This is a genomic window from Nostoc sp. (assembly GCF_036917555.1).
In the GTDB taxonomy this organism is placed as follows: Bacteria; Cyanobacteriota; Cyanobacteriia; order Cyanobacteriales; family Nostocaceae; genus Nostoc.
This window is the reverse complement of record NZ_JBALDD010000051.1, coordinates 57,206-83,521: the sequence shown is the minus strand read 5'-3', so window position 1 is coordinate 83,521 and position 26,316 is coordinate 57,206. Positions and strand designations below refer to the sequence as shown.

The following is a 26,316-nucleotide window of genomic DNA, read 5'->3' as shown; positions in this document are numbered from 1 at the left end:
CGAATTGTTAAGCTGGGTTCCAAGTGCCGTGGAAGCTGTGGGGAATGACGCTAGGTAATCTTAGTTTGCAAACGGGTTCTGCATCCAGGCGATCGCTATCAAATACCCAAACTTCACTACTATGAGAATTACCATCGTATACCACAGTTAGCACCCAGCCTTGCTCAGGGTTTTGGGCATCTTGGGCGGGGATGGGTTCTGAAGCATAGCGGTTTTTTCCTAAGTCTGCTTCAGTGAGGGTTTCAGTTTTGTAGTCGAAGCGGGCGATCGCACTGAAAGATTCTTTGTCTGTATCCGTTCTTTGGGGCATTAATGATATGTAAGTATAGCGCCAAGGTTGCCCAACTTGCGATCGCTGCACGCCGGGAAATTCACAAATCCGGTTGACAACTTCCTGTATTGCTGTCACTTTACCAATTTGGGGATTGAGGCGTACTTGCCACAATGTTCCTCTAAAAACTGTGTGCGTCTCACCACTTGCAAATTCTCTGAGATATTCATTAGTTTGTTGAAAATCTGAATATCGCACCATGTCCAAAACCACGGAACCGTCTTCATCTTCATAGCCATTGCCAAAATGCCAATTAAACCAGGCATCGGTTTCGCTACGACTAACTAAGGATAAGTTTTCCCGGTCAAAGATTAACACCTGGGTTCCTAATTGAGGTTCCCACAACAGAGATTCACTAAAGGTAGTCACACCTAGCAAAAGTGAGAGCATTTTCATCCGCATTGGTGGCATGAAAAACACCAGATACCTTTGAGTTAAAACAAAATCATGCATTATAGAGCCGCGATCTAGCTTAAAAGCAGTTTTTTGGATAATTTTGCCAGTAGCATCGCTTTTGTAGAGATTCAATTGTACAGAACTTCCAATGCTGATTCCAAAGTTAAAAATCTCACCTGTTTGTGAATCACGCTTGTAATGAGCCGAATAAGGTAATCCGTTGTCCAAAGCACCTAAATCATCCAATCCCTTCGTTTCTAAAGTATGCAAATCAAGAGCATAAGGATTGCTGACTTCCCATAGAGCCAACAATTTATCAGGTAAAGCTAACACTGAGGTATTCGCTGCATTCTTGATTTGTTGACCCCAGCGCTTCCAAATAGGGCCTGGCGGATGCATCCCATAGACACCATAAAGAAACCTATCCGCTTCAGTTTCAGCTAGATATTCTGCTGTTTGCACATAGCGATAGACTCCGCTAACTCCTGCATCTGTGAAATGAACGCCGAGAATTGCCCCATCTCCATCAAACCAGTGTCCCACAAGAACGCCACCGCGTTCTAGCCGTGCAGGGCCGTTGCGGTAAAGTGTGCCACGCAGGCCATCTGGGACTTTGCCAGAAATAATTGACAGTTGAGTAAGGGGAAATTCTTTTGCTGGTTCTGCGATCGCACTCGCCCAGGCTTTTTTGGTTGACTTTTTAGTAATAGTATGCATATTAAAATCTTGCTTAATACATTGATGTAGACTATTGCATTCTTACATTGTTGCAATTTTTTAATCCCCTCCCCTAGTAGCTACGGTGTACACACAAGTCTCTTGACGTGCAATGGCATTGTTTCAACTGACAATGGTATTGTTTCGACTGACAATGGTATTGTTTCGACTGACAATGGCATTGTTTTGACTGACAATGGTATTGTTTCGACTGACAATGGCATTTTTCTTGTTCTCATGCAGAGCATGGTAACGAGTCAAGCTTCATCAAGCTAGGTTTTTAGGACTTGTGTCACACCACTGTAGACTTGCTCTTAGGTAATCGGAGACAAAGCGACGCTTTGGCTCTTTGGGGTGTAATAACTATGGTTAGCGTAACTAAATTATGCGTACATGATATGAGCGTTGTTAGTTTATCGAAAGCTCCTTCTCACTACTCTGGTAAAAAATGCTGAAACTATTAAGATTAGAAGCATCTGCCTACTGAATACTTACTAATCTTTCCCACCCATGCCTCTGTCACGCATAGTAACGCTGATTGTCGGTCTAATCGTCATTTTGGGGCTAGTCCTGTGGCTAATTGATTCCCTATCACGCCTCTATTGGCAATTGTCCTATTCGCCGTTGCTAGGCAATTTGTTGCTGTTGCTGCTGATTGTCCTGATTGGAGCCTTGGTTGCCGCTTTCGTTTATTATGTATTGGTGATTAGATCCGGGGAAAAGCGATCGCGCCGCAACCCGAAGCGAGTAACTGCGGCGCAAATTCCGGCTGCTAAATCTGATGCTGCTTCTACAACTCTACAAGCTGTGCGGCAACAGGTAGCGCAAATTCAAGATGAAGTAACACGCCAAGCTTTATTAAGTCGATCGCGAGAGATTGAAGCAAACTTAGCACGGGGCGAAATTCAAGTAGTAGTATTTGGTACGGGGAGTGCTGGCAAAACTTCCCTAGTTAATGCGATTATGGGACGCATGGTCGGTCAGGTAGATGCACCGATGGGTACAACTCAGGTTGGAGAAACCTATTGTCTGCGGTTGAAGGGATTAGAACGCAAAATTTTAATTACAGATACGCCGGGGATTTTAGAAGCAGGGGTGGCGGGAACGGAACGGGAACAGATGGCGCGAGAACTGGCAACAGAAGCCGATTTACTGTTGTTTGTAGTGGATAATGATTTACGACGCTCAGAATATGAGCCACTGCGGGGGTTAGCAGAAATTGGCAAGCGATCGCTTTTGGTGCTGAACAAAACTGATTTATATACAGATGAAGATAAAGAATCCATCCTGGCGAGATTGCGTCAACGGGTACGGGGATTTATTGCTACTAATGATGTGGTAGCGATCGCTGCTAATCCCCAACCTGCACAACTAGAAACTGGTGAAACCTTCCAACCGGAACCTGATATTATTCCGTTGCTGCGGCGCACGGCTGCGGTTTTACGCGCCGAAGGTGAAGATTTGGTGGCGGATAATATTCTTTTGCAATCTCTGCGATTGGGAGACGAAGCGCGAAAACTCATCGATGGCCAGCGTCGCCGTCAAGCTGACAAAATTGTAGAACGGTTTCAATGGATTGGTGCTGGTGTGGTATCAGTCACGCCGATACCAGTTGTAGATTTATTGGCGACAGCTGCTGTTAATGCTCAAATGGTTGTGGAAATTGGCAGAGTGTATGGCTGTGAATTGAATATGGAACGGGGACGAGAATTAGCCCTTTCTTTAGCGAAAACCATCGCTAGTTTGGGCATTGTTAAAGGAGCAATTCAATTATTATCTACAGCGTTGCAACTCAATGTTGCCACCTTTATTATTGGTAGAGCAATTCAAGGCGTGACAGCAGCTTATTTAACGCGAATTGCCGGTAAAAGTTTTATTGAATATTTTCGTCATGACCAAGATTGGGGTGATGGTGGAATGACAGAAGTTGTACAACGACAGTTTCAGATTAATCGCCGAGATGAATTTATAAAGGCTTTTATTCAAGAAGCGATCGCACGAGTGGTGAAGCCGTTAACAGAAAAATCTGAGGTGGTTGAGGAAGATACGGAAGCTAAGGGTTAGGAGATTCTGAGAATAGGAGGGTAATATTTATTTTTGGTAAATTACAGTTGATTTGTAACCGTTCAGAGGGTTAACGAAAATCGAGAGTCAATCTTTAACAGAACTTTTATTTGCACTCCAATGAGTGCAAACACGAATTCAATCATCGTGACAAAGATTTGTTTCAATTATTTTTGAAATTACTTGAAAAGAAACCGTCGTTGTATCTCAAACGACGGTTTCTTCAATAATTCTTCGGTTCTGATCCCAAACTCACGTTACTTTAAATGTTCGGTAAAGAATGACGTGAGTTTATCAAAGGGAATTAACTCAACTCTGTCATATAAATCAACGTGTCCTGCTTTCGGAATGATATACAATTCTTTGGGTTCGGCTGCACGTTTGTAGGCATCCTCACTAAACTCTCTTGAGTGAGCCTTATCACCCGTGATGAAAAGCATAGGACGAGGGGAAATCGTTTCTATATCATTAAACGGGTAAAAATTCATAAACTTAACGTTACTGCTTAACGTCGGGTGCGTTGTGAGTTCCGGCGACCCTCCTTTTGGAGTGTATTCACCTCGCGGTGTACGGTAGAAATCATAAAACTCACGCTGGATAGGGTGTGTGTTTTCATCTAACCTATGTACAGTCCCACTCGTGTATTTGGTTTCACCATCGGTAAACTCTACATAACGTTGCTTTGCAGCCTCCTCCTGGATTTTCTTTCTCTGCTCAAGGGTCAGCGAATGGTTAAGTGCATTTCGGCTGGCTGCTCCCATATCATACATGCTGACAGTTGCGATCGCTTTCATTCGTGGATCAATCTTAGCAGCACTGATAACAAAGCTTCCGCTACCACAAATTCCAATTATTCCAATTCGGTTTCTGTCAACAAATGGACGGGTGCCAAGAAAGTCAACTGCTGCACTGAAATCTTCAGAATAAATATCAGGTGCAACAGCGTTGCGTGGTTCGCCTTCACTCTCACCCCAGAAAGACAAGTCAAGAGATAAAGTTACAAACCCTCGTTCAGCCATATTTGCAGCATACACGTTGGCACTTTGTTCTTTTACTGCTCCCATAGGATGCCCAACAATGATCGCCGAATGTTTTTTACTCTGATCTAAATTCTTGGGAATAAATAGATGTCCCGCAACATCCATTTTGTATTGGTTTTTAAAAGTAACCCTATACATCGTAACGTTATCGCTTACCTTAAAGGTGGTATATCTTTCTGGTTTTATCTGTTCCATTTCTTCTATTTTTTTTGATTGTCCTTTTTGTTTTGTTTGTGTGTAAGCTTGCTCGCTTATCATAAGAGTCATCATCGTTAAAATTAATATAAATTTAATCTTCATTTTACTGACTCCTAAATCTGTATTTATTGCTTGTTTTCTGGCGTTGCATATTTGCGGGATGTTTCTTAATTTTTGCGAATTCATAAACCTAATTCCTTCGCGCACTTTGCACGCCAGGTGCTACAACGGGGGGAACCCCCGCAACGCACTGGCTCGTCTTCGCGGTTCAATAATTCATCCCTGTTTTATGCAACGCCTGTTTTCTGAATGTAAGCAATAGCGGCAATGCTGCTAAAAGTTTTAGAAAGCTCTGCAAGTAAAAACGCTTTTCCCAAATCTTTATACCGTTTGTCCGCCGTCAGCTACTAGCGTGTGACCTGTCACAAAGGATGAAGCATCCGAGCATAGCCAGATGACAGCATTGGCAATCTCTTCCGGTGTTCCCGCTCTGCCAATAGGTTCCTGAGAAATAGCTCCTTTGCGCCCTTCTTCCGTTCCGCCCGTGAATCGATCCATCATCGGCGTATCAATGATGCCCGGAGCCACGACATTAATCCTGATATTGTCTGTTGCATAATCCAGAGCTGCCGAGCGGGTTAGACCAACGACCCCATGCTTCACTGCTGTATAAGCTGCCTGTCCTTTAAATCCTTTGACTCCTGCGCCGGAAGATGTGTTGACAATGGCACCACCGCCGCTTTTGAGGATCAGGGGAATTTGATACTTCATGCCAAGAAAAACACCTTTGAGGTTGATATTCATCTGGCGATTAAATTCTTCCTCGGTAATATCAGCCAATGGCGTTCCCGGATGTTCGACACCGGCATTATTGAAGGCGTAATCCAGCCGTCCATACGTCTCGATAGTTTGATCAAGTGCCGCTTTGACATCTTCTGCCCGTCGCACATCACACTTGATGGCAAGAGCTTCTCCGCCTTCCTGTTTGATACGATTTAGCCCCTCTTCAAGGTGTTTATCGGACGAACCGACAATCGCCACACTGGCACCTTCTTTTGCAAATGCTACTGCGGTGGCAACACCAATACCTGTTCCGCCACCGGTGATAAAGGCAACCTTGCCTTTAAATAATTTATTTTCTTTCGTTTCCATAATCTTTAAATTCTCCAAATATCAATCTGGTTTTTATCAGCAGCGTTTCTACCGTTTGCTGTATGAATTCAATTATGCAGGCGTGAAAACGGATAGCGTGAGGACGTTCATCGAAAAAAACCGGACAATTCTCCAAAAATCTGCTGCGTCACGTGCTGAAGAAAAACAAAGCCTTTAAGATGAATTTATGAACCAAAGAGAAGCAGAATTTGAAAAGCGAAAGATGCAGATCAACCGGGAAGAGCTGATCGAAAGAATGATTCGTCTCGCTCCCGAAAATAGCCTTTTGGAAGTGTTTCCGGCCATTTTCATATATCAATCGTCGAAACCGACCGAGAGTCAGGTATCCGTATTAAAGCCCGCCTTCTGCGTCATCGCCCAGGGCAGCAAGGATGTACTTTTGAATGATGAATTATTTCATTATGATTCCGGTCATTACTTAATCTCGACGCTTGATTTGCCCATTATGAGTAATGTCGTTGAAGCGTCTGAGGAAAAACCTTACTTGAATCTTCGGATAGACCTCGATCCGGCACTTGTTGCTGCGGTGATGATTGAATCTGGCATCGAAACTAAAAAAAGCGGCACCGGAGTCAAGGCGATGGATGTTAGCCCGGTTGATGCCGATTTGCTGGAAGCGGTCGTCAAATTGGTGAAACTATTTGACACGCCGGACGAAATGAAGTTTCTCGCGCCGCTCATCATCCGCGAGATCATCTATCGGCTTTTAAAAGGAAAACAGAGCGCGCGGCTCAACCAGCTTATCACTACCGAAGGCGATGCACAGCGCATCTCCAGGGTGGTCAGGCAAATCCGCGAGAACATTGATCAGCCTCTGAAAATCGAAGATACAGCCCGCGAACTCGGCATGAGCGTGTCAGGCTTTCACCAACATTTTAAGTCTGTCACAGCGATGAGTCCTTTGCAGTTCCAGAAACAAATACGGCTTCAGGAAGCACGCCGTCTGATGTTTGGCGAAAACATGGACGTGGCGATCGCCAGCTTCTGCGTCGGTTATGAAGACCCGTCATATTTCAGCCGTGAATATAAAAAATTATTTGGTATTCCCCCGCATCGTGACATTACCAAGCTGCGCAGCAATTTAGGGCAATAAGAATTGGACAGGCTTATTGGTGTAAAGGACTAATACAAAGTTGCTCGCTTTTTGTTTCGCCGCGTTGAGCGTAAGCAAAAATGGCGTGGTAAAACCGAACCGCGGGCTAACAATTCAATGGACGTGAGGGCGAAACAGCTATTTTCTTATTCGGCTTGTGTGGTTTATGTTGGGTTTCACTGGTGTCCAACCTAACCTCTATTGATAGATTTTATTATAGGAATCTTATTATTTATTCTTTCTAAAATTTAAGTATTTTTACTTAAATAAATAGATTTTGGATTTTAGTAACAAAAGTTCAAGATATATATTTTTCAAGCATTCCGGAAATAGGAGGGAATGTCAGAAAAACTAAATAAAAGGACTTACTGAGTAACCAGGTCATGACCTACCACATAATCGGTAAATTACTACAAGGGCGTTACCAAATTGTCCAAAGCCTCGGTGCAGGGGTGTTTGGACAAACATACATTGCTGTAGACGTAGATTATCCAGAGAATCCCAAATGCGTTATTAAGCAGATTAAAGTTAACAGTTCCGAATCCGGCTACTTGGAGATGCTGAGGTTACTGTTTCTGACTGAAACCCAAACTTTGAAACTTCTGGGAAGTCATGACCAAATTCCTGAATTTATCGCCTGCTTTGAAGAAAACCAGCGATTTTATTTAGTGCAAGAGTGTATTGAAGGACATGCGCTGACTGCAGAATTGCCCATCAATCAACAATCGGGCTGTCTGTGGAGTGAGAGCGAAGTTGTAGAATTCCTGATCGATGTCTTAGGTATTCTAGAATTTGTCCACTCTCAAGGCGTGATTCATTGCGATATCAAACCGGAAAACTTGATTAGACGTACTGTTGATAACAAGTTAGTTATGATTGACTTTGGCTCAATCCAGTCGATCGATTTTGGTATAGGTGCAGAATTGCCCATCTATAGAATTCCCGTCACTTCATTGGGATACATACCGCCAGAACAATTTATTGGTCAAACACAGCCCAACAGTGATATTTATGCTTTGGGTATGATTGCTATCCAGGCTTTAACAGGGCTAGAACCACTACAATTAAAAACCGATCCTTCTACTAATGAAATTTTTTGGCGTTCTCCAAACACGCCAGTTAACGATTATTTAGCTGCTGTTCTCAGCCAAATGATCCGCTATAATTACCAAGACCGCTTTCAGTCTGTGGGTGAAGTGCTGCGGGTACTCAAACAAATAATCTGGGAACCTCAGCCATCAGAAATATTAGAGGAAAATTCTCAATTTTCCCTAGAAGTAGCGAAAAATTCTGCATCTGGAAAATCATCCCCATTATTAACGGGAATGAAAGTAGGATTGGCAGCTAATTCTTTAGTGATGGGATTTGGTGTATATTCTTTAGTTAATACTGCACCTGCATATTCAGAAACAGATACTTTATATAAAGCCACAAAAGAATATCAAGCAGGAGATTTGGAAGAAGCGATCGCACTCGCTAAATCAATTCCCTCTCACAGCAATGTTTATCCAGAAGCGCAGGCTACAATTGAAGAATGGCAAGAGCAATGGCAAGTAGCTGCACACCAATACGAAATAGCACAAACAGCTTTTAAAGAGAGCAGATGGTCAGATGTTCTTCATGCTGCTGCTAAAGTTCCAAAGATTTTCTATTGGCAATCTAAAATAGATAAAATAGTTCAGCAAGCATCTGTAAACATTGAAATACAAACGCAAGATTTATTAGCAAAAGCTTACGAAAAAGCTGCTGAAAAAGATTTTTCTGCCGCCTTACAATATCTGCGTCAAATTCCTCAAGAAAGTCATGCAGGTGCTTTAGTTCAAGACAAGTTAGCTGAATACAATCGAAAGCGGCAGATCAGAGCAGCCTACTTTTTACAGAAAGCCTATAAACAAGCATCTATTGGTGATTTCGATCGAGCTGTAAAATTTCTCAAAAATATTCCCCAAGATACTCTAGTTTATGCTCAAGCTCAAGTCAAATTGAATGAGTATACTCAAAAACAACGCGTATTAGCTGACAATCAAAAGATAGCTTCTGCAAAAAGAATAAATTTATTCGTCCCAAAAAACTTAGCTACTAAGGTTAAATATCTTCAAGAAGTAAATTATCTTCAAGAAGTTAATATTCGGTAAATTTAGTAATTCGTAATTCGTAATGACACTCTTGTTAGCTTGCTTCCCCGTAAAGGAACGAGGGGGGACAAAGGGACAAGGGGAATAACTCATGCCCAATGCCCTCTACTTTTTACCAAGGAACCACACCATTTTCATCAAAAAAACCTCCGCTAGAACCATCATTAGGTAGAGTAGCTAGTCTTACTGCTGCGATCGCACCTTGCTCAACAGTGCGATACCCTTGGTATTGATTAATGTCAGTTGCTGTAAAACCAGGATCGGCAGCATTGATTTTAATTGAGGTATCTTTAAGTTCGGCAGCCAATAAAACTGTAATTGCATTCACTGCTGTCTTTGATGAATTATAAGCAAGAAGCTTATAGTTAGCGAATTCATAATTTGGATCGGAGTTCTGAGTCAGAGAACCTAAACTACTTGATAAATTAACTATTCGCCCTGCTTTTGATTTCTTTAACAGTGGTAACAACGCTTTGGTAACTGCAAACACTCCAAATACATTCGTTTCATAAGTATGTCGCAGTGTTTCAATATCAACTTGACTAGGTGGAAGGCGATCGCCATCACTTAGTATTCCAGCATTGTTTACAAGGATATCAAGTTTTCCGAATTCGCTCTCGATTTGTTTACCCACAGAGTCGATTGTTTTTTGGTTGCTCACATCAAGTTGAATTGTTCGGGCATCGATCTGGCTAAGACGAAGTTTATTCGCTGCTTCTTCACCACGTCCTATATCTCTTGAACCAACAAGAACACTAGCGCCTCTAGAACCTAATTGGCGGGCAATCTCATACCCAATACCTTTGTTTGCACCTGTAATCAGCGCAACTTTGCCTTTTAAATCTTCTGACATATTACTTCTCTATTTTGATCGACACTAACAACTGTTACTATCTTTGAGCAAGTTTAGTATACAAGTAGTGTGTATCAACATAACATTCAAGAGTGATTGGCCGTCATGTTTGCACCAGTAGTAATTCACACCTTAGATAGCTGTTGAGATAATATTTGCAGCCTAAAGTAGCAATTGACTCAAAAATTCTTGAAGAAAGTAGATATGCAAACCAAACAGCTTGGCAATTCAGAGCTTAACATTACCCCAATCGGCTTTGGAGCCTGGGCGATTGGTGGAGGTGGATGGGCTTTTGGCTGGGGAGAGCAAAATGACCAGGAATCGATCGCAGCGATCAATCGCGCTCTTGACCTCGGCGTTAATTGGATTGACACCGCAGCTGTCTATGGTCTGGGGCATTCGGAGGAGGTTGTTGCTAAGGCGCTCAAAGGTCGATCTAATCGCCCCTACATTTTCACTAAATGTTCACTAATCTGGGATGAAAAGGGCGAAATTGGTCACAGCCTGAAGGCGGATTCTGTGCGGCGGGAGGTTGAAGCTAGTCTGCGCCGACTCGACATTGAAACCATTGACCTCTACCAGATCCACTGGCCCAACCCTGACTCAGAAGTTGAAGAAGGCTGGACGACTCTCGCCAAGCTCAAGGATGAGGGCAAGGTTCGCAATATCGGGGTTTCAAACTTCAATGTAGAACAGTTGAAACGTATCCAGGAGATTGCACCAGTCACTTCATTGCAACCGCCTTATTCGCTGGTGAAGCGCGATGTCGAAAAGGAGATTCTGCCTTTTTGTAAGGAAAACAACATAGGTGTGATTGTTTATTCACCTATGCAATCTGGTTTGCTTACAGGAAAGATGACACCTGAGCGGGTTGCCAATTTCCCAGATAATGATTGGCGCAAAAACAACAGTGAGTTTCAAGAGCCACGTCTATCTCGTAACCTGAAGTTAGTTGAGGTGTTGCAACACATTGGTAAACAATACGATCGCTCACCAGGTGAGGTTGCGATCACTTGGACTTTAAATAATCCGGCGGTGACTGCGGCGATTGTTGGCGGACGCAATCCTAAGCAGGTGGAAGGAATCATTGGTGCTGGAGACTTTCGCCTCAATCAGCAGGAACTAAACGATATTGACACTTTCCTGCGCGAGAATCCATAAAATCTCTGGTGGAAAACCTCACAAACCCCTCGCTAAAGCCGTGGGGTTTATTCATACTTTTATTCAGCAACCCCTAAAAGTTATTTCACTTTGTCGCTATGCCGATAATATAAGGACTAACAATTGGCAATTGTGCATCAAATCGCTCATAAGTGATGCTACTAAAATCAGCTTTTCCTAATGCTATCCAAGTTTCTCTATCTGGATGACAACCATCACCTATCACTTTCCAAATCAGACTAATTGTGTTTTGTAGTTGTCGCAATAAATTTCCTTGAGGTGCGGCAATATGTTCAATAAACAAGAAGCGTCCACCTGGTTTAAGTACTCTTAAAATTGCCTGCAATGTATAATCTATATTTGGCACTGAGGACAAAACCAATATACTAACAACAGTATCTATGCTGTTATCTTCGGCATCTAACCATTCAGCATTACCAATGCGGAGGTCGATATTTAAACCCAGTTTTTCTGCTTGTTTTTGAAGAGAGGAATGCGTCTGTGAATTTGGCTCGATTCCTATCCAGTGGATATCTTTAGGATAGTAGGGTAAGTTAGCGCCTGTTCCGGGGTCAAGTTCTAACACTTTACCTTGGAGATTAGCAAAAAGAGAACGTTTGCGATCGCTGACAATTTTATCATATTTGCTGTTACTTGGAGCCATCATCCAAGCAAAAAAACGTTTCCCAAAATTGGCAAAAATCTGATTTTTTGAATCTCCAATAATTTGGTTTACAGTCATTATCTACATCCTAATTTTTGAGCCGATAAATTGGTTTGCAAAACAACCATTTATAGCCTCAAGGTACAATACTTCGTGTTTCTTATACCTCACCCATTAGACTCACCTGATAGGATGAATTTAATTAATGTATTACGCGTAGCGACTGACCGCAAGATATCACAGAAAAGCCAAAAGGTTTGAGGCGTCTATATATAGAGGGATCAGCGATGCCTACGGCGGGCTTTGCCTACGCTATGGTTGTACAATTTTGGGTAATCATAGCCAGAGATTTTTGAATAGCCGCTTTGGTTTCATTATTTACCGCAGAAATATCCTCATCTCAAATCAAAATTGGCGGATCTTTGACAATAGCATGGGCAATACCTGCGGTAAACGCTCGCCTACGCAATTCGCTGTGGCTGACCTCCAGAAAGTTTCTGACCCCATTTGCCAACAAGTTAAAGATATCGCTGTTCCTATTTTAAGTATCCCTGAGAAAGGCTAGCATCACTGCAGATGTTATAATCCAAAGTGGTTTTGCAAGACAGCGTTTATTGGACTCCAATCGCTCTAATGAAGTACAAGATACCAAATTTGACAACGGACGTGACTGAAATTGTACAACGAATAGTGACATAAAAATCAGTTAAAAACAATTATTCCATTCAAGAAAAACTATGAGCTTTAAACTTCAAGCTTTGCAACTTCCTACTCTCCAGAAAAAATCCGAAGGGCCGATTGTAACTGCTTGGCAAAAATTTCTTTTAGATTATGACTTCCCTATTGCTGCCGTTGATGGGGATTTTGGGAATATTACAGCTCAAGCAACTCGTGATTATCAGATTAGTAATGCTTTAACAGTAACGGGAATTGTCGATACTGCTACTTATAAAAAAGCACTAGAACAAGGTTTTGCAATTTATTTCGCTATTTATACCAATGCCGGAGAAAAATTATTAACCTATCTTAACTTTGGAGAGAATGAGGTCAAAGACTTACAAAAAAGTTTAACAGCGATCGGTCGTTTGAATCCGCCGTTAGTAGCTGATGGGGACTTTGGCCCCAACAGTACAAAAGGACTAGCTGAAACTTATAAAATAAGAGACATCAATTTTCGAGCCGAGTTAGCTCAACAGCTTTCTAATACAACAAAAACCAAGCTTGGCATTGATTTGGAGTTGGCTTTAGACAACATAACTGAATACGCCAAAAAATTAAGACAACGACTGAGTGGAAAAGCTTGGGTTATTTTTTTCCCAGACAGTGACTTAATTGATGATTTAGCTTCTCCCTTCCGTCAAAAAGTACAAGCTTTTGAGCAAGCCTTAAAAAATGCTGGAGCTAATATCGATATCTCTTCAGTATTTCGCCCATCAGAACGAGCTTATTTAATGCACTATGCTTTCTGTATTAGTAATAATGAAATTGCTGCCAAAGATGTTCCACCTATGCCTAATGTAGATATTAATTGGCTACATTACACCAATGCTGGCTCTGTCCAAGCTGCTAAAGAAATGGTGTCTGCTTATAATATTGCTTTTCGACCTGTTCTTACCTCTCGTCATACCCAAAGATTAGCAATCGATTGGGAAATTACTTGGTCAGGAACCTTAAATATCAAAAACGCTAGTGGAACTATAGTTAGTATTAATCAGCCACAAACGAGTTATGAAAATCCTACTTTATGGCAGGTTGGCCGTTCTTATGGTGTGATTAAATTATCTAGCGATCGCCCCCACTGGTCTAATGATGGACATTAATAGATCGAAGGAACCGCATATATGGAGAATGCAGTTCCAAAGTTCAAAGTGAAATTATTGAAGAAGAATTTAGGAGTGGAGCAAGGAAATCTCCGTCAAGGCTCCAGAATAACTCTTCATGGGGGATTTTTATTTGCGTCTCCCAATCTCTGCATATTCTTTGAGTACGGTAAACCGTATTTGCTCATTAGTTCACAAAGATTAATTAAATTGTTAAGTTTAGTTACATAAATAAGTAAAAAAATGCTGCATACATTGCTAAAAGGGAGAAATTATGAGAAGCGGTAGTATATTTGAAGATCGAGACAAGCTGAACAACTTTGCGTTACCGTTAGCGAGTCTTCTCCCAAAGAGAGATGCAAGGACTAATGAGCATCATGAGCCTTACAGCCCGTCGTAGATATTGCTCAGATTGGGCGAATATACCAGCATTTTTGACCAGTCTTTAATCAAGTTTCTCAAAGCGTTAAGGGAAATAAGGAAGCAGGGGAAAACCAATGCCCAATGCCCTATGCCCAATTTTCAAGTTAGTTTTCACTATTAAGGATTGGTAAAATCTATGGCAATTAAAGAACAGCCTAAGTCACCTCGGTTTCGGATCGTTGCTAATATATTACTGGCAGTATCAGGGCTATTCCTGCTCTTAAATTTATTTTTGCCTGGTTTATTTGCTTCTGGCCCTACTGGTGTTCCTTATAGCCTATTTATTCATCAAGTACAGGAAGGGGAAGTCAGCCGCGTTTCCGTTGGTCAAAACCAGATTATCTACCAATTAAAACCAGAAAATGCCGAGCCGGCTCAAGTGTTTGCAACGACACCAATCTTTGATTTAGAGTTACCCAAACTTTTAGAAGAAAAGGGAGTTGAGTTCGCTGCTACACCGCCACCCAAGAATACTTGGTTTACAACCCTCTTGAGTTGGGTAATTCCACCACTGATTTTTATTGGTATTTGGCAGTTCTTTCTCGCTCGTGGCGGTGGCGGTGGGCCCCAAGGTGCGCTTTCCATTGGTAAGAGCAAAGCTAAGGTTTACGTTGAAGGCGAATCTGCGAAAATCACCTTTGCAGATGTGGCCGGGGTAGAAGAAGCGAAAACCGAGTTAGTGGAAATTGTAGATTTCCTCAAGACTCCGGCACGGTTTACGCAAATTGGCGCTAGGATTCCCAAAGGCGTGCTGTTAGTTGGCCCTCCAGGTACTGGTAAGACACTTTTAGCGAAAGCCGTAGCAGGAGAAGCAGGAGTTCCATTCTTCAGTATCTCTGGTTCGGAGTTTGTCGAATTGTTCGTCGGTGTAGGTTCTTCCAGAGTCCGGGATTTGTTTGAACAAGCCAAAAAACAAGCTCCCTGTATTGTATTCATTGATGAATTAGATGCAATTGGTAAGTCTCGTAGCAGTAACGGCTTCTACGGTGGTAACGATGAGCGCGAACAAACCCTCAACCAGTTACTAACTGAGATGGATGGATTTGCGGCTGGGGATGCAACAGTGATTGTACTAGCAGCGACCAACCGCCCCGAAGTATTAGATCCTGCATTGCTGCGTCCAGGCCGCTTTGACCGACAAGTGTTGGTAGACCGTCCCGATTTATCTGATCGTGAGGCAATTCTCAAGATTCACGCTCAAAAGGTAAAATTAGGAGATGATGTAGATTTAAGAGCGATCGCTACTCGTACCCCTGGTTTTGCTGGTGCAGATTTGGCAAACTTGGTGAACGAAGCTGCATTATTGGCAGCACGCAATCTGCGTGAAAGGGTTGCTCAAGAAGACTTTGCCGAAGCAATTGAGCGAGTAGTCGCTGGTTTAGAGAAGAAGAGTCGCGTGATGAACGAGACTGAGAAAAAGATTGTTGCATACCATGAAGTTGGTCATGCAATGGTGGGGGCGCTGACAACAGGAAACGGTCGTGTAGAAAAGATTTCGATTATTCCTCGTGGAATGGCTGCTTTGGGCTACACTCTGCAATTACCAACTGAAGACCGCTTTTTGATGAATGAAGCAGAATTGCGGGGTCAGATTGCGACTCTGTTGGGTGGACGTTCCGCTGAAGAGATTGTGTTTAACAGTATTACCACAGGTGCTTCCAACGATTTGCAACGAGCAACTGACTTGGCAGAACGGATGGTAACAGCCTATGGTATGAGTAAAGTCTTAGGGCCATTGGCTTATCAACAAGGACAACAAGCTGCATTCCTGGGTAATGGTGCTACTAATCCCCGGCGGGCGGTAAGTGAAGACACATCCAAAGCCATTGATAGCGAAGTCAAGGAAATCGTGGAAACAGCCCACGAACAAGCCCTAGAGATTCTCAGACAGAATCGAGACTTGCTAGAAGCGATCGCTACTCAACTCTTAGAAACAGAGGTCATTGAAGGCGAAAAACTGCACAGTTTGTTGAGTCAAGTGAAACCCGTAGCTAATTCGTAATTAAGAAAGTCAAGTTTTAAACTCAGAGGAACGCAGAGAATAACTTTGCGTTCCTCTGCGTTAAACCTCTGCGTTACTTTGCGTTTTTAATACTCTGGAACTGAAGGATCGATTTCTTTACTCCAAGCGGTAATTCCGCCTTTGACATTCGTCCCCACAATCCCAGCTTCCTTGAGGATAGCGAGGGCTTTTGCCGATCGCCCGCCCATCTTACAATGAGCAATTAAACGATGACCGTTTAATATTTCCTTCACCTTAGCAACGCCATTCCCATTTTCAATGTCTGGTAAGGGCACCAACACTGAACCTGGAATCTTGGCAATGTCGTACTCATGGGGGTTGCGGACATCCAGCAGTACAAAATCCTTCGCACCGCTATCCAGCAACTCTTTCAAATCCTTGACGGTCATTTCTTGACTTTCCATCTGCTGTTTTGCCTCCTCTGCCTTAGCTTGTGGAATCCCGCAGAATTCTTCGTAGTCTATCAGCTTTTCAATCACTGGGCGAATCGGGTTCGGACGCAGCTTTAACTCCCGAAATTTCATATCCAAGGCGTTGTATAGTAGTAATCGCCCACTGAGAGTGTTGCCTTGTCCCAGAATGATTTTAACAGTTTCGGTTGCCTGGATCAAACCAATAATTCCTGGCAAAATTCCCAATACGCCACCTTCTGCACAAGAAGGAACCATTCCTGGTGGTGGTGGTTCTGGGAAAAGGTCACGATAATTCGGGCCACCTTCGTAATTAAATACAGTAGCTTGCCCTTCAAAGCGTAAAATTGAACCGTAGACGTTTGGCTTATTTAGCAATACGCAGGCGTCGTTAACTAGATATCTGGTGGGGAAGTTATCAGTACCATCCACTACGATATCGTAAGGTTGAATAAGCTCCAGGGCATTTTCGGAACTTACACGAGTTTCGTATAAATCAACCTGACAATAGGGGTTAATCTCGTGAATGCGGTTTTTTGCCGATTCAATCTTGGGTTTACCCACCCAGGATGTCCCATGAATTACTTGGCGTTGGAGATTAGAAGTATCGACAATATCAAAATCGACAATCCCGATGCGTCCAACACCTGCTGCCGCCAAATATAAAAGTAGTGGTGAACCTAATCCACCTGTACCGATACACATTACACTAGCGGCTTTCAGGCGCTTCTGTCCTTCTAGCCCTACTTCCGGTAAAATCAGGTGTCGGGAGTAGCGTTCGTAATCGTCTTTGGTCAACTGGATTTCGTCCAGATTGGGATTGAGCATAGCAGTTATGATGTGGGAAAGCGGAATATTAATCCTATCGAAAAACTGGATCTTATATGGGGATAGGAGTGGGAAAGAGGGATTTTCATCTGTGATAGCGGCGAAAACCGCGATGAGTAACTGTCTTTAAACTAAGCCAGTTATTTTATATTTTCAATTTCCTCTGCTTGAAACTGATGACTATCATCAAGGCTCCAACTTTTGAGTTCTCCGGCTTTGCCGTTTTGGACGGAAACTATTATATACGAGTATCCCTGCCAAGCGTATAGGCGATCGCATTCTGAGGGTATAGCAGGATGATCTGGATGAGAATGAAAAATCCCGATAATGTTCAATGAGCGATCGCGTGCTTCCCTTTGTGTTTTTAACAGAACTTCGGGTGCGATCGTATATTGCCGTCTTTTGCTTTCTGTTGTACGTCCCCCTGGAAACTCAGCCGCCGCTTCTGTATTCCAAGCATTTTCTGTTGGCATGACTTCTACCACAGTTTTGCCCTCATTAGCCAGATAGCCCAAAATTATACCACAGCACTCATCTGGGTAGGTGCTTTCGCCATGGGTGCGGATAGTTTGCAAATGTTCTTGGCTAAGTTGGATCATCTCTGCGTTTGTAATTCTAGCAACTTATAACAATTCTTGCTTAAATACAATATATTGACACGCGTAGGCTAATAAAAACCGCAGGCGATCGCAGCCTTTATAAAATAAAATATGTATTTCTTATCACTATTTCAAACATTTGCCTACTAGCTTCTACTTTCTTATTGCCTAGACCCCAGTAGAATATGAAGAATATACAAAGCTCAATACTTGTGTATACATTTTTCAGCAAGGAATGTAAAGAGTATGCAAAGATGAGTATTTAAGTATAGACACCTAAGTATGATATTGACTATGTAGTTATTTTGAGGCTCTTGAGATATTCTCTATTTTCAAGCTAGACACCCACGGATAACAGCCCACAAAAAAGGCATCAAAATCTTTTTCCTGATTAAGAGTCAACTGTTGATTATTTTCTCTTCTAGCAGGACTTAAGCACTCGCAAAAAAACAAATATCAAATATGAAGGATGAATTTTATTGAAGTTGAACTTTTCGATACTTGGAAGAGTGATTTTTACTCAAAAAGAATGATAAAAAAGCCTGAAATCACCAGTTATCGCAAATTCACACGCTAATTAATTTGTACAGTTGGCTTAAGACTTAGATAGTTTGAGACTCTTAAAAAGAGTATACACGTAAAAACCTTGGAATAAGGTGAATATTCGAGAAATTTACTGTTCCTCAAGGGTGACATAAAGTATGTAGATTTCGGTGAATTTTTGCGCCCTTAAACAGCACAATCTGCAAATTGACAACTGAAGTTACTGAAAAAATCGATTCAGGTAGGTAAAAGTTATGGCAGATATCATTGGAACAAACGGTGATGATACCCTACAGGGTACTTATAATGACGCGGATACGATTAAGGGTCTTGCAGGCAACGATACCATATATCCTAACGGTGGCAAAGACACCTTAAGTGGTGGAGGCGGCAATGATAAATTTGTTTCCACCAACTTCGATTATAACAATACTGCTATCATCATCGATTTTGGTGGCATAGGTAAAGGGACAAAGCCGACAGCAGCAGTCATAGCCGAAGTGGACACCCTAGAATTCGAGGGCGATGGCATCAGTGCCCAAAATTTGTTGTTGACCCAAAAAGGCAACAATCTGGAAATCAGCTTTGCAGGTGATGCTTATATAACGAGGTTTTTTGATGCCCCAGTTATCCTGCAAAACTTTGCTTTGGAAAACCTGGAAAACCTGAGCAAATCTACAGGGGCGACTGTAGACTTGGGCAATATCCTGTTTTCTGGACAAACTAGCACCATAGATAGTTTTGATGTCTTCAATGCCAACTCCACCCAAAGGACTATTTTCAACTTGAATATAGTCACTTTTCTTAACGACCTCAATAATAATGTTAACGGCTTTGACAACTCAGATGATGTCATCAATGGTCAGGACGGCGATGACATCATTAACGGCTTAAGTGGGAACGACATACTCAGAGGTAGTGCGGGCAATGACTCCCTCATTGGTGGTGTGGGGAATGATATTCTCATTGGCGGTACGGGTAATGACTCTTCCACAGGTAATCACTCCCTCGTTGGTGGTGCGGGCAATGACTCCCTCGTTGGTGGTACTGGTAACGATTACTTAGATGTTGAATTTTCAACAGGCGATAATACCCTCAACAGTGGCGTTGGTGATGATACCTTGGATGCTGGGGCAACATCCGGGAATAACTTACTCTTTGGGGGCGATGGCGATGATTCTCTCTCCACCTCTAACGTTTATAGCAGCGCCAGCCCATACATCTATTACCCCTCCTCAAGCAATAACACCCTCAATGGTGGCGCTGGTGATGATACCTTAAATGCTGAGTCTCCATCAGGGAATAACTTACTCTTTGGGGGCGATGGCAATGATTTTCTCTCTACCTCTGGAATTAGAACTTATAAAGGGGAGCCTAATTTTAGCTCAGAGGGCAATAACACCCTCAATGGTGGCGCTGGTGACGATACCTTAAATGCTCGCGGTTCAACAGGGAATAACTTACTTTCTGGGGGCGATGGCAACGATTCTTTTGACCTTTCTGGCTATGTTATCCCCTCAAGCGGTGGAGAGTTTTATTACCCTTCTTCAAGCAATAACACCCTTAATGGTGGTGCTGGTGACGATACCTTAAAGGCTGAGTTTTCAACAGGAAATAACTTCTTCTCTGGGGATGATGGCAATGATTCCTTCTATCTAAGCCCCACATCCCCAAATACTGCTCCTTCTGATTTAGCAATTCAAACAGTAGATGGGGGTAAGGGTGATGATTTGTTATCTGTTGATTACAGATCCGCTACAGCGGGTATTTCAACGACATTCAATGCCACTATAAACAAGGTAGAAATTACGGCGGGTAAATCTCGGGTTAGTTACAAGAATATCGAACGATTGAATATCTTAGGTACAGCCGATGATGACAATATTGTGGGAAGCAGTGCGAATGATACGCTCTCTGGGGGGTATGGTGGCAAAGATACAATCGATGGGGGAGCAGGTGACGATTTGTTATCCGTTGATTACAGCTACAGCAATGCTACAGAGGGTATCACAACAACATTCAATGCCACTACAAACAAGGGAGTAATTACGGCGGGCACAAATCAGGTTAACTACAAGAATATCGAACGATTAAATATCTCAGGTACAGCTTACGACGACAATATTGTTGGCAATAATGGAAATGATACGCTCTCTACAGGCTATAGTGGCAAAGATACAATCGATGGGGGAGTAGGTGACGATGTATTGTCCGTTGAGTACATGGGCTACAATAATGCTGGTGTAGGGATCACTTCGACATTCAATGCTACTACTAACATTGGCTCAATTACGGCGGGCACAAATTGGGTTAACTACAAGAATATCGAACGATTAAATATCTCAGGCACTGCTTATGACGACTACATTCTGGGGAACAGTGGGAACGATACTCTCTCCGGTGACTATGGCAAAGATACGATTATTGGCGGTGTAGGTAATGATATCTTGACAGGTGGGAGTGCAGACGACATCCTAACTGGTGGCGCGGGCAATGATAAATTTGTTTATATCTTGAGCGACAGCTACTATGACGGCACTAACACTGATATTATCACCGATTTCGGTGGCTTAGGTAAAGGTTCAAATCCTTCAGCAACCGTGATTGCCTCCTTAGACACTTTGCAATTTATAGGTTTCACTGCTGAAAATCTGCAATTAACTCAAAATGGTAACAACTTAGAAATTACCTTTGAAGGTTTCGGTAATGACAGCAAAGTTATTCTGCAAAACTTCAAGTTAGAAAACCTGGATAATCTGCCAGCAAATTCTTCACGACCAGCTATTGGCAATATCCTGTTTGATGGACAAACCAGCACCAGCGACAGCCTTGATGTGTTTGATCTTAATTCCACTCAAACTAGCTTGTTCAATAGGAACACTGTCACCTTCCTCAATGACCTCGACAATAACATTACGGGTTTTGACAACTCCAATGATGTCATTAATGGTCAGGGGGGTGACGACATCATCGACGGCAAAAGTGGTAACGATCTTTTGAGAGGTGGTACTGGTAACAATACCCTCATTGGTGGTGTGGGAAATGATACTCTCATTGTCGGTGTGGGAAATAATACTCTCATTGGCGATACTGGTGACGATCGCTTAAATGCTAACGGTTCAACAGGCAAAAATATCCTCAATGGAGGTGTGGGTAACGATACCTTGACTGCTAGCGGTTCAACAGACGATAACTTGCTCTTTGGAAGTGATGGCAATGATTCTCTTGACATCTCTGGCAACTACAGTTACCCCTTCCCCGGCTACTCCTACGACTCTCGCTCCTTGGGGAATGACACCATCAACGGAGGTGCTGGCGACGATACCTTGAATGCTAACGGTTCAAAAGGCGATAACCTGCTCTCTGGGGGCAATGGCAATGATTTTCTTTACCTCATTGGCTCTTACAGCTACGACTACGGTGAGTCCAAGGACTCCCGATCGGAAGGCAATAACACCCTAGAAGGAGGTGCAGGTGACGATCGCTTGAGGGCTGGCGGTTTAACAGGTGATAACCTGCTTTCTGGGGGCGATGGCAATGATGAGCTTGACCTTTCTGGTAACTACTACAGCTACAACTCCAACGACTACTCCGACTCTCGCTCGTCTGGTAATAACACCCTCAACGGAGGTGCAGGAAATGATTACTTGAATGCTAGCGCTTCAACAGGCAATAATCTGCTATCTGGGGGCGACGGCAATGATTATATCTTCATTTTTGGCGCTTCTGGTAAGAATATCCTCACAGGTGGCAATGGCAATGACTCTCTCACAGGTGGCAATGGTAATGATAGCCTAATTGGAGGAGCTGGTACTGATACCTTTGTTTTCAATAGTTACAATGAAGGTGTTGATAATATTTATGACTTCAACGCCACTAATGAACTGATCCAGGTATCGACTTATGGTTTTGGTGGCGGGTTGTCAACACCTTCACTTAAGACAAGTCAGTTTACCATCGGAACATCTGCAACAACAAGCAATCAACGATTTATCTATGACAATATTACAGGTGCGCTGTATTTTGACCTTGATGGCAGTGCAGGTACATTTACTCAGGTAAAATTTGCACAACTATCTGGTGGTGTAACACTAACTGAAAAGAACTTTCTAGTAGTTTAATCGTAATTAGCATTCTCTGATCGTTAAGCGACACGGTTGCAAGGTGCTTACAAAAAAAAGCACCTTACATTCGATTGCTCAATGCAATTACTTCTAACATAAAGTAGATGTTGGGTTTTGTTTCTCAACTTTCGACATGGGTGCGGATGCTTTGCAGGTGTTGTTGGCTAAATTTGATTATGTCTGCGTTCGTAATTTTAATCGCCGACATTTTTTAGTGATCGCGTACTTTTGTGATCACCCAAAGGAAAAAATAGATAAAGTCGAGCAAAGCGATCGCTTTACTCATGCTCGGTTTTACCAAAAACTATCATTCACTTTTAACTGCTGGCAGATGCTTTTTTTTAGCTTTTTGATTTTGCCTACTCAGCTTTTTCCGCCATGTCTCCATGTAAATGTAAAACACTGGAGTCAGATAGAGAGTCAATATCTGAGAGAATACCAATCCACCAACGATCGCAATCCCCAAAGGACGACGCGCTTCAGAACCTACTCCTGTCCCCAAAGCAATGGGGAGCGTGCCAATTAAAGCTGCCATCGTCGTCATCATAATCGGGCGGAAGCGAATCAAGCAAGCGGTATAGATGGCATCAAAAGAATTTTTACCTTCCTTTCGCTGGGCTTCAATGGCAAAATCCACCAGCATAATGCCGTTTTTCTTGACGATACCCACTAGCAGGATAATGCCGATAAAAGAGTAAAGATTTAAATCAACCTGGAAAATCAGCAGCGTCAGTAATGCGCCAAAACCCGCCGAAGGTAGACCGGAAAGAATGGTGATTGGGTGAATGAAATCCTCATAGAGGATACCGAGAATCAGATAGATGACTAAAATAGACACCAACAACAGTACGCCTAAATCATTGAAGGACTGTTGAAAGGTTTGGGCTGAACCCTGAAAGCTGGTGGTAATTGTTGAGGGTAGCACCTCACTGGCTGCTTGCTTGATGGTATCAGTAGCTTGACTTAGAGACGTTCCTGGAAGGGTGTCAAAAGAGATAGTTGCAGAGGGGAGTTGAGCAACGTGAGTGACAGTGAGAGGGCCGACATTTTGAGTGATATTAGCGATCGCATTCAAAGGAACAAGTTTCCCAGTACTCGATTGCACATAGAGCATCGATAGGGCGGTGATATCTCGCTGAAATTCCGGTTTAACTTCTAAGATTACATAGAATTGGTCATTTGGGGTATAAATAGTGGAAACCTGGCTAGAACCATAGGCAGCACTAAGGGTTTGTTCAACTTGTTGGGCGCTAATCCCAAGGGTTGCGGCTTTGTTATGGTCAACTTGGACTTGGATTTGGGGAGTGCTAAGTTGTAAATCGCTGTCAACGTCCCTGAGTCCTGGTAGGGTTTTGACTTTATCTACAAGTTTAGGAACGTATTGGCGCAAGTCTTGCAAATTCAAGCTCTGTAACGTGAACTGATAAGTAGAATTGGTTTGTTGACCGCCGATGGGAATGGCTGACGGAGAGCGGAGAAATGTCTTAATCCCAGTTGTACGTCTCAACTTGGGAGTTAGTTCTTGAATGATTTCGTCAGCACTCAGTTTACGTTGAGAACGTGGTTTGAGCCGAATCGTAATTCGCCCACCGTTGACTGAACCGTTCGGGCCACTTGCACCCACAATTGAGTCAACTGCTTCAATGTTGGGATCTTTACGAATAATGTCAACAACCGTTTGCTGGTGACGCAGCATATCATCAAAAGAAATATCTTGCGCGGCTTTCGTGTTCCCCATTAGTTGTCCGGTGTCTTCGGTTGGAATAAATCCTTTGGGAACGATGACGAACAAATAGACGGTCATTACCAGCAGAATGCCAGAACCAATGAGTGTCATCAGGCGGTATTTTAAGACAGGTTTGAGCGTCAAATCATATCCCCGCAGTAGTAAATCAAATGCTCGTTCTGAGACTCGATACAGCAGATTTGGTCTTTGCTGATGTGAACCCAGAAAGCGACTGCACAACATGGGAGTGAGACTGAGGGAAACAAAACCCGAAACCAAAATTGCCACAGCGATCGTTACGGCAAATTCATGAAATAATTTACCGATTATTCCACTCATAAACATGATCGGGATGAACACCGCTACTAGGGAGAGGGTCATTGACAAAATTGTAAAGCTGATTTCTTTTGATCCCTTCAATGCCGCGTTTAGCGGAGATTCGCCCATTTCCCGATAACGGACGATATTTTCTAACACCACGATCGCATCATCCACGACAAACCCCACGGAGAGGGTCAACGCCATGAGTGAAAGGTTGTCTAGGGAATAACCCGACAGATACATGACAGCAAAAGTGCCAATGATCGCTACAGGTAGCGCCAAACTGGGAATTAGGGTAGCAGTGATGTCACGCAAGAATAAGAAAATCACCAAGACAACTAGACAAACCGAGAGAACTAAGGTAAATTTCACATCATTGACAGAAGCTCGGATTGTTTGGGAGCGATCATACATAATCCCCATCTTTATGGATTTGGGAACTTGTTCACGGAGTGTAGGTAAAAGTTTATTGATGGCATCAACAATATTTACAGTATTAGCTCCCGGCTGCGGCTGTACAGCGAGAACAACGGAATGGCGGTTTGTCACCTGGCGATCGCTATACAAATTCGAGACTTTAACGTTTTGTTCACTGTCAATCACCTGCCCCAAATCCTGGAGGCGCACTGGCGCACCATTTTTGTAAGTTACAATCAACTGGCGATAGCTGGCAGCATCGGTGAGTTGACCGTTCGCCTGAATCGTATAACTTTTGTAAGTGCCAGACAGACTACCTATTGGTAAGTTGACATTTCCTTGTTGAATGGCAGTTTTCACCTGATTTAGACCAATTCCCCGAGATGCCAACTCTCGCGGGTCAACCTGAACGCGGACTGCATATTGCTGTTGACCAAAGACCTGTACCTGAGCAACACCATCAATCATCGAGATTGGCTGACCAACTGTTACCTCCGCGTATTCATCTACTGTAGAGATTGGCTGTGTCTCAGAATACATATAGAGGAAGAGAATCGGTGAGACAGACGGGTTAACTTTGCGGTAGGTAGGTGGGTGAGGCATTCCGGCGGGCAGTTGTCCTGCTGCTGCTGAAATGGCTGCCTGCACATCTTTTGCGGCATCTTCCACTCTGCGGCTAAAGTCAAATTGTAGGGAGATGTTAGTGCTGCCAGTTGAACTGGTAGAATTGAATGAATTTAGTCCGGCAATTTCGGTAAACTGTCTTTCTAGGGGTGCGGCGACTGAAGATGCCATTGTTTCCGGGGTGGCACCAGGGAGACTAGCAGAGACAGAAATAAAAGGATATTCAACGTTGGGCAACGCACTGATGGGTAATAGTACATAACTCATCAGACCGAAGATGAGGATACCCATCATCACCAAGGTGGTCATGACTGGACGACGGATGAAGAGTTCTGAAAGGTTCATGGGTTTTGTTATCCCAGAAATGTGGTTATTATGTGCAATAAAATTGCTCAGTCTGTATTGTTTTGCGTTTATATTTCATGAGGGCAAATTAACAATCGCTCGTAAGCGAAATCTGGCATCGTTGCACAGTCATGAGTGAGGATTATGCGATCGCTCGCTGCTGCCCAATTTAAGATTGCTACTTCCTGCAAACCAACATCCTGAATGCGAAGTAAGTCAAGATTCGGTTGACACAGAAATAGTCCTCGCACAATATCGCCATTGAAATTTTCAGTCGAGTAGATGTGA

At 43.0% G+C, this 26,316-nt stretch carries 17 protein-coding genes; 8 read left to right on the top strand and 9 right to left on the bottom strand.

The genetic code is table 11. From position 1 onward, the window contains the following. Nucleotides 1-7: 7 nt before the first annotated feature. The gene (locus V7K60_RS20270; RefSeq protein WP_334927726.1) at nt 8-1,444 is read right to left on the bottom strand and encodes a carotenoid oxygenase family protein; all 1,437 of its coding nucleotides are present in this window, start codon (nt 1,442-1,444) and stop codon (nt 8-10) included. A gap of 510 nt (nt 1,445-1,954) precedes the next feature. Here V7K60_RS20270 and V7K60_RS20265 point away from each other — a divergent pair. Next, nucleotides 1,955-3,508 carry a YcjF family protein gene (locus V7K60_RS20265; RefSeq protein WP_334927724.1) on the top strand — a complete coding sequence of 518 codons (1,554 nt, stop codon included), beginning with the start codon at nt 1,955-1,957 and terminating at the stop codon, nt 3,506-3,508. Between the two features lie 257 nt (nt 3,509-3,765). On the opposite strand, the gene V7K60_RS20260 is transcribed toward V7K60_RS20265, so the two are convergent. After that, on the bottom strand, nt 3,766-4,932 hold the full coding sequence (locus V7K60_RS20260) for an alpha/beta hydrolase (RefSeq protein WP_334927722.1): 1,167 nt from the start codon (nt 4,930-4,932) through the stop codon (nt 3,766-3,768). Between the two features lie 195 nt (nt 4,933-5,127). Further along, on the bottom strand, nt 5,128-5,898 hold the full coding sequence (locus tag V7K60_RS20255; protein ID WP_334927720.1) for a glucose 1-dehydrogenase: 771 nt from the start codon (nt 5,896-5,898) through the stop codon (nt 5,128-5,130). A gap of 187 nt (nt 5,899-6,085) precedes the next feature. Here V7K60_RS20255 and V7K60_RS20250 point away from each other — a divergent pair, with 187 nt between their 5' ends. Beyond that, nucleotides 6,086-7,012 (top strand): AraC family transcriptional regulator, encoded by a 927-nt coding sequence (locus V7K60_RS20250; RefSeq protein WP_334927718.1) that lies wholly within the window; start codon nt 6,086-6,088, stop codon nt 7,010-7,012. A gap of 383 nt (nt 7,013-7,395) precedes the next feature. After that, on the top strand, nt 7,396-9,147 hold the full coding sequence (locus V7K60_RS20245; protein ID WP_334927716.1) for a serine/threonine-protein kinase: 1,752 nt from the start codon (nt 7,396-7,398) through the stop codon (nt 9,145-9,147). Nucleotides 9,148-9,259: 112 nt separating this feature from the next. Here the strand turns inward: V7K60_RS20245 and V7K60_RS20240 are convergent, their stop codons facing one another. Continuing rightward, nucleotides 9,260-10,000, bottom strand: coding sequence for an SDR family oxidoreductase (locus tag V7K60_RS20240; protein ID WP_334927715.1), 741 nt, complete (start codon nt 9,998-10,000; stop codon nt 9,260-9,262). Nucleotides 10,001-10,204: 204 nt separating this feature from the next. Between V7K60_RS20240 and V7K60_RS20235 the strand changes: the two genes are divergently transcribed. Further along, nucleotides 10,205-11,161, top strand: coding sequence for an aldo/keto reductase (locus V7K60_RS20235; RefSeq protein WP_334927713.1), 957 nt, complete (start codon nt 10,205-10,207; stop codon nt 11,159-11,161). Nucleotides 11,162-11,246: 85 nt separating this feature from the next. Here the strand turns inward: V7K60_RS20235 and V7K60_RS20230 are convergent, their stop codons facing one another. Further along, complete coding sequence (locus tag V7K60_RS20230; protein WP_334927712.1) at nt 11,247-11,903, bottom strand: class I SAM-dependent methyltransferase; 657 nt, start codon at nt 11,901-11,903, stop codon at nt 11,247-11,249. A gap of 274 nt (nt 11,904-12,177) precedes the next feature. Between V7K60_RS20230 and V7K60_RS35345 the strand changes: the two genes are divergently transcribed. The 3 genes from V7K60_RS35345 to ftsH4 all read left to right on the top strand — a co-directional run bounded on the left by V7K60_RS35345 (nt 12,178) and on the right by ftsH4 (nt 16,070). Continuing rightward, on the top strand, nt 12,178-12,390 hold the full coding sequence (locus V7K60_RS35345; protein ID WP_442944432.1) for a hypothetical protein: 213 nt from the start codon (nt 12,178-12,180) through the stop codon (nt 12,388-12,390). A gap of 172 nt (nt 12,391-12,562) precedes the next feature. Then, nucleotides 12,563-13,645 (top strand): peptidoglycan-binding domain-containing protein, encoded by a 1,083-nt coding sequence (locus V7K60_RS20220; protein ID WP_334927710.1) that lies wholly within the window; start codon nt 12,563-12,565, stop codon nt 13,643-13,645. Between the two features lie 559 nt (nt 13,646-14,204). Beyond that, nucleotides 14,205-16,070, top strand: a complete 1,866-nt coding sequence (ftsH4, locus tag V7K60_RS20215; RefSeq protein ID WP_334927708.1) for an ATP-dependent zinc metalloprotease FtsH4 — start codon at nt 14,205-14,207, stop codon at nt 16,068-16,070. 86 nt (nt 16,071-16,156) lie between these two features. Here the strand turns inward: ftsH4 and moeB are convergent, their stop codons facing one another. Together moeB and V7K60_RS20205 are read right to left on the bottom strand one after the other, a co-directional pair. Beyond that, nucleotides 16,157-17,329, bottom strand: a complete 1,173-nt coding sequence (gene moeB / locus V7K60_RS20210) for a molybdopterin-synthase adenylyltransferase MoeB (RefSeq protein ID WP_334927706.1) — start codon at nt 17,327-17,329, stop codon at nt 16,157-16,159. 140 nt (nt 17,330-17,469) lie between these two features. Beyond that, complete coding sequence (locus tag V7K60_RS20205) at nt 17,470-17,928, bottom strand: M67 family metallopeptidase (protein WP_334927704.1); 459 nt, start codon at nt 17,926-17,928, stop codon at nt 17,470-17,472. A 797-nt stretch (nt 17,929-18,725) separates the two neighbouring features. On the opposite strand from V7K60_RS20205, the gene V7K60_RS20200 reads away from it, so the two are divergent. Next, a complete protein-coding gene (locus V7K60_RS20200; protein ID WP_334927702.1) occupies nt 18,726-22,592 on the top strand; it encodes a beta strand repeat-containing protein in 3,867 nt (1,288 codons plus the stop codon). Nucleotides 22,593-22,902: 310 nt separating this feature from the next. Here V7K60_RS20200 and V7K60_RS20195 read toward each other — a convergent pair whose 3' ends face one another. Both V7K60_RS20195 and V7K60_RS20190 read right to left on the bottom strand, forming a co-directional pair. Then, entirely contained in the window at nt 22,903-26,028 is a 3,126-nt protein-coding gene (locus V7K60_RS20195) for an efflux RND transporter permease subunit (RefSeq protein ID WP_334927700.1), read from the bottom strand. Nucleotides 26,029-26,096: 68 nt separating this feature from the next. After that, complete coding sequence (locus V7K60_RS20190; RefSeq protein WP_334927698.1) at nt 26,097-26,279, bottom strand: hypothetical protein; 183 nt, start codon at nt 26,277-26,279, stop codon at nt 26,097-26,099. Nucleotides 26,280-26,316 lie beyond the last annotated feature (37 nt).